This is a genomic window from Microbulbifer elongatus, from assembly GCF_020524885.1.
Taxonomy (GTDB): domain Bacteria; phylum Pseudomonadota; class Gammaproteobacteria; order Pseudomonadales; family Cellvibrionaceae; genus Microbulbifer; species Microbulbifer elongatus_A.
The window spans coordinates 1268190-1284634 of sequence record NZ_JAIVKJ010000001.1 but is presented as its reverse complement, the minus strand read 5'-3'; the positions used below and the strand labels follow the sequence as shown (position 1 = coordinate 1284634).

At 55.1% G+C, this 16445-nt stretch carries 13 protein-coding genes; 3 read left to right on the top strand and 10 right to left on the bottom strand.

The genetic code is table 11. The annotated features are described in order from the left end of the window. Window positions 1–50: 50 nt before the first annotated feature. Together LC059_RS05410 and mmsB are read left to right on the top strand one after the other, a co-directional pair. Window positions 51–1211: an acyl-CoA dehydrogenase family protein gene (locus tag LC059_RS05410; protein ID WP_226702786.1), complete on the top strand. Its 1161-nt coding sequence runs from the start codon at window positions 51–53 to the stop codon at window positions 1209–1211. 82 nt (window positions 1212–1293) lie between these two features. Then, window positions 1294–2184 carry a 3-hydroxyisobutyrate dehydrogenase gene (mmsB, locus tag LC059_RS05405; protein ID WP_226702785.1) on the top strand — a complete coding sequence of 297 codons (891 nt, stop codon included), beginning with the start codon at window positions 1294–1296 and terminating at the stop codon, window positions 2182–2184. A gap of 57 nt (window positions 2185–2241) precedes the next feature. On the opposite strand, the gene LC059_RS05400 is transcribed toward mmsB, so the two are convergent. The 4 genes from LC059_RS05400 to LC059_RS05385 form a co-directional block, all read right to left on the bottom strand. Further along, the gene (locus tag LC059_RS05400; RefSeq protein WP_226702784.1) at window positions 2242–3393 is read right to left on the bottom strand and encodes an aromatic ring-hydroxylating oxygenase subunit alpha; all 1152 of its coding nucleotides are present in this window, start codon (window positions 3391–3393) and stop codon (window positions 2242–2244) included. Window positions 3394–3492: 99 nt separating this feature from the next. Further along, the gene (locus LC059_RS05395; protein WP_226702783.1) at window positions 3493–4680 is read right to left on the bottom strand and encodes an acyl-CoA dehydrogenase family protein; all 1188 of its coding nucleotides are present in this window, start codon (window positions 4678–4680) and stop codon (window positions 3493–3495) included. Between the two features lie 80 nt (window positions 4681–4760). Further along, complete coding sequence (locus tag LC059_RS05390) at window positions 4761–5531, bottom strand: ThuA domain-containing protein (protein WP_226702782.1); 771 nt, start codon at window positions 5529–5531, stop codon at window positions 4761–4763. An 80-nt stretch (window positions 5532–5611) separates the two neighbouring features. Then, window positions 5612–6373: an SDR family NAD(P)-dependent oxidoreductase gene (locus tag LC059_RS05385; protein ID WP_226702781.1), complete on the bottom strand. Its 762-nt coding sequence runs from the start codon at window positions 6371–6373 to the stop codon at window positions 5612–5614. Between the two features lie 270 nt (window positions 6374–6643). On the opposite strand from LC059_RS05385, the gene LC059_RS05380 reads away from it, so the two are divergent. Continuing rightward, window positions 6644–7678 (top strand): zinc-binding dehydrogenase, encoded by a 1035-nt coding sequence (locus tag LC059_RS05380; protein ID WP_226702780.1) that lies wholly within the window; start codon window positions 6644–6646, stop codon window positions 7676–7678. Window positions 7679–7757: 79 nt separating this feature from the next. Here the strand turns inward: LC059_RS05380 and cofH are convergent, their stop codons facing one another. The 6 genes from cofH to LC059_RS05350 form a co-directional block, all read right to left on the bottom strand. After that, window positions 7758–10280, bottom strand: coding sequence for a 5-amino-6-(D-ribitylamino)uracil--L-tyrosine 4-hydroxyphenyl transferase CofH (cofH, locus tag LC059_RS05375; RefSeq protein WP_226702779.1), 2523 nt, complete (start codon window positions 10278–10280; stop codon window positions 7758–7760). Further along, a complete protein-coding gene (cofC, locus tag LC059_RS05370; protein WP_226702778.1) occupies window positions 10277–11032 on the bottom strand; it encodes a 2-phospho-L-lactate guanylyltransferase in 756 nt (251 codons plus the stop codon). The genes cofH and cofC overlap by 4 nt, the downstream gene beginning before the upstream one ends. Before the next feature lie 26 nt (window positions 11033–11058). After that, window positions 11059–12021, bottom strand: a complete 963-nt coding sequence (cofD, locus tag LC059_RS05365) for a 2-phospho-L-lactate transferase (RefSeq protein ID WP_226702777.1) — start codon at window positions 12019–12021, stop codon at window positions 11059–11061. Window positions 12022–12069: 48 nt separating this feature from the next. Further along, complete coding sequence (gene cofE, locus LC059_RS05360) at window positions 12070–12840, bottom strand: coenzyme F420-0:L-glutamate ligase (protein WP_226702776.1); 771 nt, start codon at window positions 12838–12840, stop codon at window positions 12070–12072. 22 nt (window positions 12841–12862) lie between these two features. After that, window positions 12863–13540 (bottom strand): NADPH-dependent F420 reductase, encoded by a 678-nt coding sequence (gene npdG / locus LC059_RS05355; protein ID WP_226702775.1) that lies wholly within the window; start codon window positions 13538–13540, stop codon window positions 12863–12865. Between the two features lie 245 nt (window positions 13541–13785). Then, the gene (locus LC059_RS05350; protein ID WP_226702774.1) at window positions 13786–16344 is read right to left on the bottom strand and encodes a hypothetical protein; all 2559 of its coding nucleotides are present in this window, start codon (window positions 16342–16344) and stop codon (window positions 13786–13788) included. Window positions 16345–16445 lie beyond the last annotated feature (101 nt).

Sequence of the window (16445 nt, the reverse complement as noted above, 5' to 3'; positions counted from 1 at the left end):
TACATGGCGGTAAGCGAGCCACAACACCCTGCATTGCGGCAGCATAAGTTATGAATTACGACCTCAGCGAAGATCAGGTGGCGTTCCAGGAAGCCGCCCGCAAGTTTGCACAAAGCGCCATGACACCCCATGCAGCCCGCTGGGATGCAGAACACCAGTTTCCAACGGAGCTGTTTGTGGAAGCCGGGAGCATGGGGTTTATGTCCCTGTATACCCCAACCGAAGCGGGTGGCAGTGGCCTGAATCGACTGGACAGCACCCTGGTAATCGAGGAGCTGGCCGCGGGCTGCACTTCGACGGCGGCTTTTATCAGCATCCACAACATGGCGCTAAACATGCTAGCGCGCTACGGCACCGATAAGGTCAAATCCCATTGGTGCGAACCTCTCGCAACGGGCCACAAACTAGCCAGCTACTGCCTGACCGAACCGGGCGCGGGTTCTGACGCGGCGTCCCTAACCACGAGAGCAATCCGAGATGGCGACGACTATCTGGTCAGCGGCAGCAAGTGCTTTATCTCCGGTGCCGGGGCTACCGACCTGCTGATTACCATGGTCCGCACCGGTGAACCCGGCCCAAAAGGCATCAGCTGCATCGCGATTCCTGCGGACGCCGAGGGCGTCCGTTTCGGCAAGCAGGAAGAGAAACTCGGCTGGAACAGCCAACCTACCTGCACCATCAGTTTCGACAGTGTGCGGGTACCCGCCAGCCACTTGCTGGCGGAAGAAGGCCTGGGGTTCAAGCTCGCGATGGAAGGGCTCGATGGTGGCAGAATCAATATCGCCGCCTGCTCCGTCGGTGCCGCTCGTGCCTGTATGGAGCTGTCCCTGCAGTATGTCAAAGATCGCCGACAGTTCGGCCGGGCCATTGCAGATTTTCAGAATACCCAATTCAAACTCGCCGACATGGCCACACAGCTTGTTGCTTCACGTCAGATGATCCGCCTGGCGGCAGCCAGGCTGGATGGCGATGCACCCGATAGAACCAGTTACTGTGCGATGGCAAAGCGCTTTGCCACGGATGCCTGCTTTTCTGTTTGTGACGATGCTATTCAGCTTCACGGGGGCTATGGCTACACCCGCGAATATCCGATCGAGCGCTTTTTCCGCGATGCCAGAGTGCATCGGATTTTAGAGGGCACCAATGAAGTCATGCGCCTTGTGATTGCACGCCGCCTTCTGGCTGAACAGGCAGCGCAGTTGCTCGACTGAGCACAAACCAGGAGCTGCGCTTACGGGGCAAACCCATCCGGCATTTATCAACGGCAATACACACCCAAACAGGACAGCAGTCATGACAACCATCGCATTTATCGGCCTCGGCAACATGGGCGGACCGATGGCATTAAACCTCATTAAAAGCGGCTTCACGGTGCGGGTGTTTGACCTGGTACCGGAAGCGGTCAATACATTGCAACAGCACGGAGCCCACGGCGCCACCAGCCCCGGGGATGCCGCCAACGGAGCAGAGATCGTCATCAGCATGCTCCCCGCAGGCAAGCACGTCTCAGCCCTGTATCTTGGGAGCGGTGGCGAAGAGGGCCTGTTGGCATCATTACCAAAAGGCTGCCTCGTACTTGACTGCTCAACCATCGACGAAGAAACCGTACAAACCGTCGCCGGCGCCTGTAGCAAGCTGGGCCTCGAAATGCTGGACGCACCGGTATCAGGCGGCGTTGCGGCAGCGCAACAGGGTACGCTTACTTTTATGTGTGGCGGCAGTGAAACCGGCTTCCAGCGCGCAAGGCCGATACTGGCCGCAATGGGTAAAAACATTTTCCATGCCGGCGCCCACGGCGCCGGTCAAGTCGCAAAAATGTGTAACAACATGCTGCTGGCCATCCAGATGATCGGCACAAGCGAGGCCCTGCAAATGGGTGCAAACAGCGGCCTGGAGCCCAGGACCTTGTCCGAGATCATGCTGAAGAGTTCCGGCCGAAACTGGTCGCTCGAACTCTATAACCCCTACCCCGGGGTCATGGATAGCCCCGCATCGCGAAATTACACACCCGGCTTTATGGTGGACCTAATGGCCAAGGACCTGGGACTTGCAACCGCCAACGCGAAATCCACCGGCAGTAAAATCCCGCTGGGTGAGCAGGCCGCAGCCCTGTACCGCCAAAAGCAGGAAGTCGGTGACGGGAGAAAAGACTTTTCCAGTATTCTTGAATTACTGAATGACTAATATCATCACTTCATTGAACAATTTTCGGGCGGGACAGGAGCGAGTGTCCGCCCGGATTCAAGCATCAATCAGGTCATGTAGCTGTCGGTGCATATTTTGCACGCCCGGTTCGTTTCGACCGATGATTACCTTCCGGTCAAGCCCCGCCTGCAAACCACGATGCACCTTGTCCACCAGCCCATAGTCTTCCTTAACGGCGACATCATTGATCATCTGGAAGTAGTCGTCGAAAATCTTCTGCTCGCTGTTATCCCGCGGCTTATGCGGGATAAACATACTGTGATAGACAACAGACTTGTCAGGGCTAATCGGATAAACACGCCAGGTCTGGAAGTGGTCATTGACCACAAAAATCACGGTGTTGGGAAAAATGTAGTTCACGAAGGAGCTGAATTCCCGGGGTTCCCACTCTGATTCGGGCTTGTCTTTCAACTCATTGATCCGCAGGGACGGTGAACCCATGGAGTGGTTACGGCCATATTGTTCATAGTTCGCAATATTGCTGTACGCCATGGTAGAGATGCTTTCCGGGTGCAGGAATTCAAAATGGTAGAACTCATGGAAAGTATCCATGTTGAGCTTCCAGCTGAAGTCCGTGTGTACCTTCTTCACGCCCAGATAATGATGGTCCTCAAAACCGAAACCGGATATCCGCTCCTGAATTCCGCCAAGGACCTCGTCGATATCAAATTTGAGCTCCGGATTCGGCATGACAAAGATCATGCCGTACTTCTCCTCCACCTGTAGCGCCCGCAGGCCGAGCTTGTCGCGGTCAACACCCGGGAAACCTTCCTTACCAAAAGGAATGCCGATCAGCTTTCCATCGAGATCATAGCTCCACCCGTGATATGGACAGGAGAACATCTTACCGCGCCGCGCCTGACCGCTGGCGCATTCCGCCAGCGGCGCACCACGGTGAGAGCAAATATTGACGAAAGCATTGAGGTCACCCTTGGCATTGCGGACGATCAGTATCGGGATACCGGTATCATCGAACGCATAGAAATCACCGGGATTCGGCACCAGGCAGCTTGGCCCAACAAATTGCGGATAGTTGCGAAAAAGTTCCAGTTTTTCACGGTCAAACTGTTCCTGGCTGGTATATTCCGCGACATCAATTTCCATGACACTGTCTGCCATGGTTGTGGTTTTCCGCTCTACAAGGTCCATCAGGATCTTGATTTCACGAATTTGGTCCTGACGCTGCATAACGATGTCCTTATATTGAGGCGCAACTTCTAGCCAGTATTGGAAACGTGATGGATGAAAATACGCTGTGATGTCCTCAACTGTGTTACCGCCTGGCTATCAAAGCCCGAGCACCAGCTTGGCGACAATATTCCGCTGCACTTCCTGTGAGCCACCAAAAATGGAAGCCGCGCGGCTATTCAAATAGCGAGGGACAACAGAACTGATGTAATCGGGCCTCAGTCCACTGCTATTCTCCTGCGGATTCATGACGATACCCTGATAACCGATCACCTCCACGGCCAGCTCCGTTACCGCCTGCTCAAGGCGCGTGTATGTGAGCTTCATGATCGACGACTCTTTACCCGGATTGCCGCCTTCGCTGATTGCGGACAGAATTCGCAATTCGGTAATTTCCAGCGCTTTCAAATCGATTTCCAGCCTGGCCACCTTGTTGGCAATCGCACCGCGCGCATCAAAATCCGGGTTGTGCGTGCGTGTGGAATCCATCAGGGCTTTCAGGTGGTTCAGCTCGTGGCGAATACGGTCGCCATTGAAGCCGCCGCCGCGTTCGAACTCCAGCAAGTACTTCGCGTAGGTCCAACCCTTATTCTCCTCACCAATACGATTGCGCTGAGGAACCCGCACATTGTCGAAGAAAACCTGGTTGACTTCATGATCTCCCGCCATGGTGATAATCGGATCAACCGTGATGCCGGGTGTGGCCATATCGACCAGCAGGAAACTGATTCCATGCTGTGGTTTGCATTGGCTGTCGGTTCGTACCAGGCAAAAAATATGGTCGGCAAGGTGTGCGTGGGTGGTCCATATTTTGGAGCCGTTCAGGATGTAATCCTCACCATCCGCGTCTGCCCTGAGTTTCAAGCTGGCGAGGTCTGAGCCGGACCCCGGCTCAGAGTATCCCTGACACCAGTAGTGCTCACCACTTAATATCTTGGGTAAAAGTTCTGCTTTTTGCTCATCGCTGCCGAAAGCCATAATCACCGGCGCCAGCATCAGCAGTCCCAGCGGGATCAACATTGGCGCACCCGCGTGATAACACTCCTTGGAAAACAGGTATTTCTGCGTGGCGGTCCAGCCTGTGCCACCGTGCTCCTGCGGCCACTGGGGTACCGCCCACCCTTTCTCCACCAGGATGGCCTGCCATTCCAGCGCAATCTCTTTTTCCACAAAGACGCTGCTATTGTTCTGGGTCGCAGTGACGATATGCTCCGGCAGGTTTTCCGCTAAAAACGCGCGAACTTCCTGTTGGAACTGCAATTCTTCCGGGCTGAAGGACAAATCCATATTTTTTCCTTGAGAGCAATCTTGTCACATGCGGACAGGTAAACTTCCAGCCAGCGACTTAGCGCCAGCCCACGAGTCCCTCAGACCTGCGAAATCGGCTCCATGGCCCACCCGATGCCGCGCCGAAGCAGCTCATAGAACTCCTCGGTTCGCCAGGCCCCCTCTTCTGGCTCGGGGTATTCCTCGATGGCTGGCTGCATATCGTACTTTCCACGACAGTGACCCAGCGTCAGATAGAGCACCTGCCCCGCCCCATACGGATGAATGTAAAGAACTGGCTGAATATCATCTTCCTTCACCCATTCATTGCTGGTGAAGTTTTCGACTGCATCATTCCAGTGGGTATGGAGTAGCGTCTTGTACTCACCGTGAAACTTGCTGAGGTAGAGTTCATCATCAACCTTGAAACTTGGGATACCCTTCACCAAGGGATGGTCGGGTTCAGTGGGAATAACGTCGTATTCATGAATCGGTGGGTGGGCCATAAACTGGCTGCCCAGAAGCTCCATGAATGGCACATTTTCCTCCGGACAGTCCACGGTGAACTGATCACCATTCACAAGAAAACGCAGGATTGAGTTGGTGCCATGCAGCGCGAACCACTTCTTTCCGCTGCGAACATAGTCGCAAAGGCGCACTGTCTGCTCCGCGGTGGGGACGATGTCACAGGTATAGGTGATGATAAAGTCCGCCGCGCAAATCGCCTCGATATCACTGTAATCCTCACCCACCCGCACTTTGACTCGCGGTTGCTCCGCCAGCAGCTTTAACAGCTCAACACGGGCGTGATCAATATTGTGATACTTGCCACCGGCCACAAGATAAACGTCAATGCGATCACTTTTACCCATAGCGCCCACCATTTTTTATTGGATAGATTGGAGTGAATCAACAGATTCACTCCGGGGTGTAGAATTCGAGTATTCAAACGTTAGAGTTGTACACGCTTGGTAAATCCACCATCCGCAACCAGGTTGACACCGGTGATCAGGCTGGCTGCGGGGCTTGCCAGAAAAGCCACAGCGCGGGCGATTTCCTCGGGGCTCCCCATACGCCCCTGGGGAATCTGTGCGAGAGTGCCTTCGTAAAGCTCAGGCATGTTTTCCTTGATGTACTGCCAGGCACCGCCTTCAAAGTAAACGGGCCCCGGAGAAACGCAGTTGACCCGGATCCCCTGCGGAGCCAGTGACTGACTCAGCTGCTTGCCATGAATGACCAGCGCGCCCTTGATGGCGTTATAGGGCTGTGGCCCCATAAAGGTCTCTACCCCTGCGGTGCTGGCAATGATCACGATGGAAGCATTTGCAGAGTGCTCAAGGAATGGCAGTGCAGCCTCGATTCCTCGGGTGGTACCAAGCACATCAATATTCAGGTTCTTTACCCAGCCCTCGTCGGACATATCACCGCCACCGGCACTGACATTTGGAACAAATATGTCGATACCGCCGAGCTCATCCCCCACTTTCGCAATCCATTGCTGGTAAGAGGCCTTGTCGGCAACATCCACCACCGAGCCAGTAACTTTCACCCCCTTTTCCGCGAGCGCACTCACGGCGGTATCGACCTCCTGCTGGTTTCGCGCGCAGATCGCCAGGTCGACGCCCTCGCTGGCCAACAATTCAGCAATCGCCCGCCCAATTCCCCGGGTTGCGCCAGTGACCACAGCTTTCTTTCCGTTTAGTCCGAGTTCCATCTTGATCTCCTGGGTTTGGTAGCCGCCCTGATCGCCGCTCTACAGGGAATTGCACGGCCTGTTTTCAGTCATTTATTGATCGTCAATCGACGTTATCAGACACCCTTAAAAAAAACAATCAGATTTGACTGTTTGTTTTTTCTGAATTAGCCTGAGTCATATTTACCAGAGCAATGGCGCGCTCTATGGCGGTACCTCCCGAGAATGGCTTGGGAATGACAGCGCTGAAAATCAGGAGAGCAACATGCGTAAGCACACCGGGGGTGCCCTATGAAAGCTGCGGTATTCAAGGAGATCGGACAGCCTTTGAGTGTCGAGACGGTGGAAGATCCAACACCGGAACCCGGCGAACTGGTGATGGAAGTCGCCTATTGCGGTATTTGCGGCACGGATTTACACGCAACCCGGGAGGGGCTGACCACAGCCTGTTGCGGCCGCATTCTGGGCCACGAATTTGTTGGTACCGTTGCCGAAGTCGGTAAACACGCGGATGGCGGCTGGCAAGTCGGCGATCGCATCTGTGCCCTGCCCTTCATCGCCTGCGGCAATTGCCGAGCCTGTGCAAGCGGGCAATTTTTTCAGTGCCTGAACAAAAAAGTCTCCGGGGTGGATGATCAGGGGGGCTTTGCCGAGTACGTAACCACAGGGAGCCGGGAAACCCTTCGGATCCCTGACAACCTGGATCTTGAAAGTGCCGCGCTCGTAGAGCCATTGGCTGTGGGGTTGCACGCAGTACGTGTTGCCGAACTCAAGGCTGGCAGCCGGGTAATGATCATGGGCGCGGGCCCTATCGGTCTCACGGTAGCTCTGTGGGCAAGGTTCTTTGGCGCGCGAGATATTGTTGTCAGCGAGCTAACCGAAACCCGTGCAGGGTTAGCGCGAAAAATGGGAGCAACACAGGTCATTAAACCCGACGTCAGTGCTGGCGGCGACCGCCTGCTCGAGCAGTTCAGTGATCTGACCGGCACAGCACCGGACATCATCTTTGAATGTGTGGGCGCTCCCGGACTGCTTCAGCAATGCATTGAGATAGCGCCATACGGCGGGAAAATAGTGCCCGTAGGCGTTTGTGAAAAGCCCGACAGCATCATGCCATTTCTGGGGCTCATCAAGGAATTAAGTGTTCAGTTTGCCATCGCCTATACCAAGGATGACTTTGAAACATCAATCGCCATGCTTGCCGAGAAACGGATCGACGTTACTCCAATGATTACGGACATTGTCGGGCTTGACGACCTGCCGGGTGTATTCGAGGCACTGCGCACACCCGACCACCAGTGCAAGGTGCTGACCAAAATTCAATGAGTTAACGGGCCCACAATTTCCCCATTAAAAAGGCCTGCACACAGTGCAGGCCTTTTTCTTTTTCGCTGGAAACCCTTTGTCAGCCACTCGCTATCAGCTCCGGCGCCAGGGACTGCCCCATTGCGGCCTTCTCTAACTCGAGGTCGTTTGCCGGGCACTCCGGAGCAGAACGCACCAGACTCTTGCCTCTCCCCTCTTCGCGCTGCCGACTGCCCAGGGGTGTATTGATCACCGGCTCAAGCGGGGCAGCACCGAGCGAGCATTCAATGCGCTCCTCCGGAACCTCGGCATACAGGGTTGTACGCTGCCCGGGAACCCGATCCAATTTACGTATCAGGTTTTCCATTAGTGGTGGAGCCATTTCCTGCCCGTGACGCGCTCCCGCAGAGCGGGTGATGGTCTCGTTCATCAAGGTGCCGCCGAGGTCATCTGCACCACTGTTCAGACACAACCCGGTTCCCGACTCACCCATTTTTACCCAGGAGGTCTGGATATGGTCGATGCTTCCATGCAATGCGAGACGCGCGACAGCATGCATCAACACCGTTTCGCGCAGCGTGGGGCCTTTGCGCGCATGTCCCTTCAGGAAAATCGGCGACTCACTGGCGACAAACGGCAGCGGTACGAACTCGGTGATACCGCCGGTTCTGGATTGTAGCGCGCGCAATCTCATCAGGTGCCTGGCCCAGTGCACAGGCCTGTCCACGTGACCAAACATGATCGTGGAGGTGGTGGGAAGTCCGGCCTCATGAGCGCACTGAATTACTTCCAGCCACTCCCGGGTATTGATCTTATCCGGGCAAAGCACCCTACGGACCTCGTCATCCAGCACCTCTGCCGCGGTGCCGGGCAGGCTGCCCAGTCCCGCGTGCTTCAGCGACTTCAGGAAATCGCGAACGCTCATCCCGAGCGTTTTCGCCCCCTGCCACACCTCCAACGGCGAGAACGCATGTACATGCATTTTAGGCGCGGCCGACTTGATTGTTGCGAGGATATCCAGATAGGTCTGCCCAGTGTAATCCGGGTGAATCCCCCCCTGCATACACACTTCCGTCGCACCGCGGGACCAGGCTTCGCAGGTACGGCGATATATCTCCGCCTGATCCAGGTTGTATGGGCGACCTCGCAGATTCTCGCTCAGCTTGCCTTTTGAAAAGGCGCAGAACTGGCACTTGAAGTAGCAGACGTTGGTGTAATTGATATTGCGGTTGACCACGTAGCGAACCTTGTCGCCATTCACGCGCTTTCGCAGTTGATCGGCCTGCTGGCACACATAGGTAAACTCAGGCCCTCGAGCCCGAAACAGGCGAAGGATATCTTTCTCGGCCAGCGCTTCACCAGCCACCGCGCGCGCTACGATATCGAGCAGGTCCCTCGATAGATTCTTCTCTTTAACCGCAGCGCCCCACTCCGCCACAAAGGATTGGGGAATCTCGGTGCTCTGACCACTCACCCAATCGTCCGTGCGCGCATAACCCTCTGCATCCTGTATCTTTAACACCGAGGAACGCAGGTTTGAGTCGAGCCAGTGCTGAGCGGCAACCGCAAATTCCGGATAAATTGTCAGCCGCTGCTGAAGATATTTTCCGGCCAGCGCCGATTCCCGAGCCAGATTTTCAACATGTGGCCAGGGTGCCTCAGGATTTACGAAATCCGGTGTGACCGGAGAAACCCCGCCCCAGTCATTGATACCGGCCTGCAACAGTTTCGGTAGTACACCCGGGCTCAAATTGGGTGGTGCCTGGATATTCATCGTGGGGCCGAAAATCAATCGCGCAACCGCGATGGTCCACAGCAACTCCTCCAGGTCCGGTTCCGGCGACTGCGCCATTCGGGTCCCCGGCTTCGCCCGGAAGTTCTGAACAATGACCTCCTGGATATGTCCATAGCGGATATGCAATTCCCGGATAGCCAGCAGCGACTCAATCCGTTCACGGCGTGTTTCACCAATTCCAATCAGAATACCGGTGGTAAAAGGTACACGGGCCTCCCCGGCCAGTCGTAATGTTTCAAGCCGTCGCTCCGGGTGTTTATCCGGTGAGCCGTAATGCGGTTTTCCGGGAGCACACAGGCGAGTGGACAGGGATTCCAGCATCAACCCCATGGAGGCAGACACCGGGCGCAGCATCTCGATCTCCTCACGGCTCATACAACCTGCGTTGATGTGCGGCAAGACACCGGTTTCCTCGAGCACCTTTTTTGCCACATGCGCAACGTACGCGAGGGTGGACGGAAAGCCCATCTCCTCAAGCGCCTTGCGCGCCACACTATACCGATCCTCGGGCCGCTCACCCAGGGTGAACAGCGCCTCTTTACACCCCAGGGAGGCCGCATTACGTACCGTTTCAATCACCTCTTCCGGCATCAGGTATGGCTGGGCGATCTTGTTGGGGGTTTGTGCGAAGGTGCAGTAGTGGCACACATCGCGACACAGTTGTGTTAGCGGAATAAACACCTTCCGCGAATAGGTCACCAGGTTGCGGAAGTGTCCATCGCGCAACCGCGCAGCCCTGGCCATGAGGGCCGCGGTGTCCACGTCCTCGGACAGACTGAGTGCTTGCTCTACATCAGGAAGCTGATAATCATTGAGCGCCGCACTCATGCCGGGCCTCCCTGGGTTATCCGGTGAACGCCTGAGACCACTGGTGGCCGAGGCGGAACTCGCCCGACGCCGAGTCGGTCGGGCAACCCGATGTTATGGACATAGACGTGGGAATGCTTCGCAGCGACCCCGCCGGCATGCCCTACCAAGTGCATGAGGTCCGCCGGTGTATCGATATCGAGCATAATTCCCGGTACTTCAACGACCTGGACCTCAAACCCCAAACGCTCCGCTTCATCCACATGAATGCCAAAACTTGCGTTGCCAAACCGGTAATTCATACGGGACGCCAGTGAACAGACAAGGCAATTCGACCCCTGAAACCGCACATCCGGAACAATGGTCATGCGCGGCTTCGACTGCGGTTCAGCACCGGTGCAATGGCGATGCGCCGCAACCAGTTTTGAGAGCTCACTGCGGGTCAGCAGGGGCAAATCGCCGTGAATTACCATCACCTCGTGTATGCCACGTTTTGCGAGAGCAGCCACCCCAGCCTGCACGCTCCAGTTCAGTCCGCGCGCTCGCAGGATCGACTCCGTTACCCATTCAGCGCCGTATTCGGCGGCCAGCGACTCAACAACCGGATCGTCGGAAACAACCCAGATCCCGTCGATGTCCGGGTGCCCCTGTAATATGGAAAGAACGTCTTTAACCATTGCCTCGAACAGACGGTAACGCTCCTCGTCACCCAAGACTTCCGCCAAGCGCTGCTTGGCATAGGCAAACTGCTTAAGAGGTAACAATGCCCACATAGTTGGCTCCGTATCCAGCTGGAATTTCAGCGCTGTATAAACGTCCGGGAAAACATCAGTACATGCTCCGCAAGGTCAATTCTGTCCTGCACGCTCTTCATAAAGGTGGGGGCAGTCGAGACTTCAATACCCCGGGCTGCAATGCCATCCGACTGATCGCTGTCGTGCTCATCGAGGATGAAGCCGTCGAGCAGGCTGCCGTAATAAGCGGCAACCGCCTCGGCACTTGCGGGCATCGACATTTCCGCCATCATTTTTGCTGTGGGTCCCTTGATCGCGCGACCGGCGATGATTGGAGAAACTGCGATTACCGGTGCAGCGGATTGGTTCAACGCCTGTCGGACGCCAGGAACGGAAAGAATCGGATCAATACTTACGAAGGGGTTCGAGGGACAAATAACGATGGCCGCCAGTGTGTTGCCCCGCAGTAGTTGCAATAAATCTGGCTGAGGGCTGGCCTGCTCGATACCCTCGAAGCGAAAACCGGTTACCGCCGGTTTACACTGCTCGCGAACGAAATAGTGCTGAAAGCCCAGCTCACCGGAATCCGTGGCCACCTGGGTCGAAACCCGGTCATCGCTCATTGGCAGCACATTGACACTGACACCCAGCCGGTCGCACAGTGAGGCGGTGACCTCGGTAAGCGAAGCGCCGTTCGCCAGCTGCTGCGATCTCACCAGATGCGTTGCCAGGTCCTGGTCGCCCAGCTGAAACCAGGTTTCCGCTCCCAGGCGCTCGAGCGCACCCAACCCGCTCCAGGTTTCTCCGGCAAGTCCCCAGCCACGCTCAGTATCGTTCAACCCCGCCAGGGTATACATAACGGTATCGAGATCCGGACAAATACGCAGGCCCAAGTGGTCGAAGTCGTCGCCGGTATTCACAACCACCGTCAACTGGTCGGGGGCAAGAATATGCTGCAACCCCAGTGCGAGTTTTGCACCACCCACACCACCACAAAGCGCCAGTACTCTCTTACCTTCAGCAATCACCCCGGGCTCCTTTTGCAGGGAAACAGGTACCTCTACATCACATTGGTATCAGGAACGAAACAGGTCCTGCGCTTTGGCACGCAACAAACCGCGAGATCCCACCTCATCACGGGGCAACTTTGATCCCCGTATTACAACCACCGGTGCCGCCTCGGCCGCCTGCCCCATAAGAAATGAGGCCCCTGCCGCAAGCTCATCGGCGATGGCTACGGTCGTCGCTTCCAGCGCACGCCCGAAAAGGTCCTTCTTTCCCACCAGATCCACCACCGGTGTAAACCCGGCGGTACCGATGGCGAAGCCAAGGGTGCCGTTCCGCCATGCGCGGCCCGCGCTGTCATTGATGATGCAGGCCACCTCCACACCACATTGCTCCCGCAAACCAGCGCGAATGGCGGCAGCACTCGCATCCGGGTCCTCGGGAAGCAGAAGCACTCTCGGATCTTTCGCGTCGGAAGAGATATTGGATTGGTCGATACCGGCATTCGCATGTACATAGCCCAGCCGGTGTTCCACGATGATGGCACCTGGACGGTGTTTAATGACCTCAACGGACTGATCCAGGATGACCTGCACCAAACGCGGATCTTTGTCTGTGCGCTCCGCCAGCGAGTAAGCTTCAGCGCTAACGTGGACGTGATTAAGATATACGTAGCGGTTTTCTGCTTTCGATACAATCTTCTGAGCAATCACGATGACATCGTCGCTCTGCAGCCGCATATTGGCGCGAGCCATCGACTGAGTGATTTGCGCCACAAGATCATCTCCTGGCTCCACCATCGGGAAGTCAGGCAGTACATGCATTTCGATACGTTGCACCATACAAAAAAGCCCTGGCGAATACCTACTTCCCGGTACCGGTTATCTTGATACCCGCATGACAACCAAGTTGTTTATTGATGAAAATCAGAAGAGACGTCAGTGCCTCCGCGGCAGCCGCATTATCGATAGGGCCGGCGTGAAAACCGCGCAAACCTGCCGCTTCCACCAACTCGATTACTCGGCTCCGGGCGTCCTTGTTATTCCCACAAATCAGAACATCGCAATCCAGGGGGTGCTCCGCCTGCAAGTGTGGTGCCGGCACGTTCTGGAATGCAGAGACCACATGCACGTTATCTCCAAGGAGAGATTGCGCAGCCTGACCGGCTGAGCCTTGGTCGGGCAACTGCACACGAGACACCTTGGGGGGCACCAGTGGCACCGTGGTATCCACGAGTATCTTGCCCTGCAAGTGCTCTTTCACCGACTCAAGGGTACTTGCCTGATGCGCGAAGGGAACCGTAAGGGCAATGATTTCTGCTTTCGCAGCAGCCTGTGCATTTTCTGCCCCGCTTACCGCGATTGCAGTAACCCCGCGATCGCGCATGACCTCCTGCAGATCCTCAGCTGCGCGTTCCGCGCTTCGTGCATCACGGGAACCAATGATCACCTGATAGCCTGCTTGCACCCAGCGCCTCGCCAACCCGGTTCCAAGGCCACCGGTCCCACCAAGGATTGCAATTACTGGTCTTTTATCACTCATACCTGTTCCCTTGCCTCGAGCCGAAAAGCTTTACCCAAAAAATGGGCAGAATTCCATAAAGTTTCCCAATATCACTTCTACCACAGGGTCTTCCCATTACATTACCAAAAATCAAAATCGCACAATAAACAGGATTTCGACAAACCATATCCGGCATCCATTTGGGGTTTCTAAAAGTAACACTAGGTGATGGGACAACACATCCCATCACCTTAATACTGACTTATAAGTAACCTTTAGCCCTTTTACTCCGCCGTATTGATGTTGTAGATACGCGTGTAATGCTGACCATTGCCGTTAATACTGGCCGCAAAATAGTTATTGAACATCGCACTCAGTGTCGTATCGGTGACATTAATGAATTGCGTCCAATTACTGCCATCTGCCAGGTTCTTCATCTTCAGCCGCAGGTTGTACTTGGGTGTTGATTCATAGCGAATGCCAGCCTGCAGCCATTTGGGATCCTCAAAACTCCAGGCACTGTCATTGACCATGCTGAGTACGCCTCCAGTGCAGCCCGGCGCGTTGTAGCTAACGGTCTTATTCACCCGGACACCATCGCGAATGGCTAACAGCTCGCGGGTGTTCGCGGCCGTACACTCGTTATTCAGCCAGAGTCCGTTGAGCCCCGGATAATCCGTGCGCGGACGGATAAACATACCGCGCGGCTCAGGGTCACCCTCTTCGGCGTTGGCCAACTGGTTGCCCTCGATCGCGATCACATCTTCGGCAATGGTGCCATCTGGCTTGGTATAGGTGACATTGTGGGAAAGGTAGCCACGGGAGTTGATGAACGGGGTCCCTACGTCCATCTCCCAGGAAAGGCCATGCCCGGGATTGTTGACGATGGAGGTATCGAATACCTGGCAGTTGGCATCCGAATAACGCTTCACCAGCAGGTCCATGCGCTTACCTTTGGTAAACGTCAGGTTGACCACCTGCGACTTGCCGTTATTCAGAGTGTTACACGGTGTGTCGAACTGACCGTTGTACAAGTTGCCGACATTGCGGGTGGTGGAAAAGGTCTCCAGGAACGCAATCAGGTCCGCCTTGTCCCCCGGACTGAAGTGACAACCGAATTCGTGGCCCTGGTTGGAGAACGGTATGTCGGGCTGCGTGGAGTGGTCTACGCGACTGCTGGCGCAAGTGAGCAATTCTTCGAGCCCCCAAGAAGAACCATTGTGTAACAGCCTGTTATTGTCCCACATCGAAATAAACCGCGGCCCCTTTACGCCGCGAGTATAATAACCGGTCTCACCTGCAGGAAAGCGGTCCCGAATAGCGGTAACACTAGTCTCGTAGCCACCCACACCACCAAACAGAGTATCGTCCCAATAAAGATCCAAGAATGCTGCGTGCCCATCTTCCACATTTAGTTCGGCGTGATCGTAGGAACGGCTGGTTTCACCGCCGGGACCGTTGTGACAGCTAGTGCAATTAGTGTCGAATATCTGCTCCCCGCGCTTTGCTGCCAGCATGTCAAACGTTCGATCATTTGGGAGTTTTGGCTCATCCATTGTGTACAGATAATCCACCAGGGGCATAAATCGATATTCATTCACCCAGTAATTGTATTCCGCGCGAGATTCCGGATTAACTGTGTCACTGGGCGTTAGCGAGACAATTGAACGAATGAAATTTATCAAGTCATAAGAGCCACCATGCCAGCCCAGCCCCGCCTTGTGCTGAAAGCCATGCTGCGCCTGAACGTTCTCGTCACTTACCACGTTGGCGAGATTCATAATTCGCGTAATGGTAAACTGGCCATCGTCCTGCATCGGTGGCACCAGGAAATCCATCACCCCGGACCAGGTGGCCCAGCCCTGGCGTTGCTGATCCAGCGTGGAAGAAATTTGATCACGGTCTGCCTGAGTTGAGCCAGCATTTAACTCTGCGTCCAGGGCAAACCACTCATCGATCGCACCCGGAGTAGCGCGCGCTGCAGCCACCGGCGCTGAAAGTTCTTGCTGCACCTCAGGAATAACAAAAGCGTTGAGCAGTCCGGTGCCGCCATGTATCAGGTTGCCACCCTCGTCATATACAGGATTTCCGAATTCATCCACCGGATCGGGAATACCCAGCAGATTGTCGTCCTGGAATAGGAATACGTACGGCAATTGTCCCTGTAGGGATAGCATGCGGGCATATTCGAAATTGGTATTTCCGATTCCCACAGCAAAGTTACCATCATCCATTTTCTTGAAATGACAGGCGGCACAGGAAAAGGAATAAACAGGAACAGAGCTACCAAAATCACCGCTACTTGCTGCAATACCCACAGGAAGTTGCTTGCTCCCGATGGCAGGATTGAATGGCGATGGCGGGATCGTCGCAACCACATTCGGGTCTTCGTACATGCCATAGTTCGAGAAACCAGGTCCAAAGTACGCGTCAAAGTTCCGGAGCATAAAATGCATCATGGACTTGGGTGGCCCAGTGGTATCGAAGGTCTCATAGAAAAACATATATTTCCCGCATTTCAGGCGGGTAGCCTCGTCGTAATTACTGACGAAGTTATCAACGATATATTGCTCGTGCTCTGTCATTACCGCCAAACTGACTTCCGTATCATCCAGCTGGCTAAGGACGGCATCGTTATCCAACAGATACTGGTCTAGGTCCGCCTGATACTGATCACAGGCGGCCTTGGTTACGTCGTATTCGATCACTGTGGCCAGGTCAGGCCCCACGTCGTTGGTGACCCCATTGAATGACTGGTAACCTGGGATTATTTGGGCCAGGGCCGGCACGCATGCCAGCGTCATAAATAGCGCGATTAACAATCGCCAACTCGTTTTTCTCATTTTTCATCTCTCGCTATATTTTGTTAACTGGTATCAAAAAGCATCCACTCTCCTTATTGCCTCAAGATCAACTGAATATTTCTGACCTTACTTCCTGGACA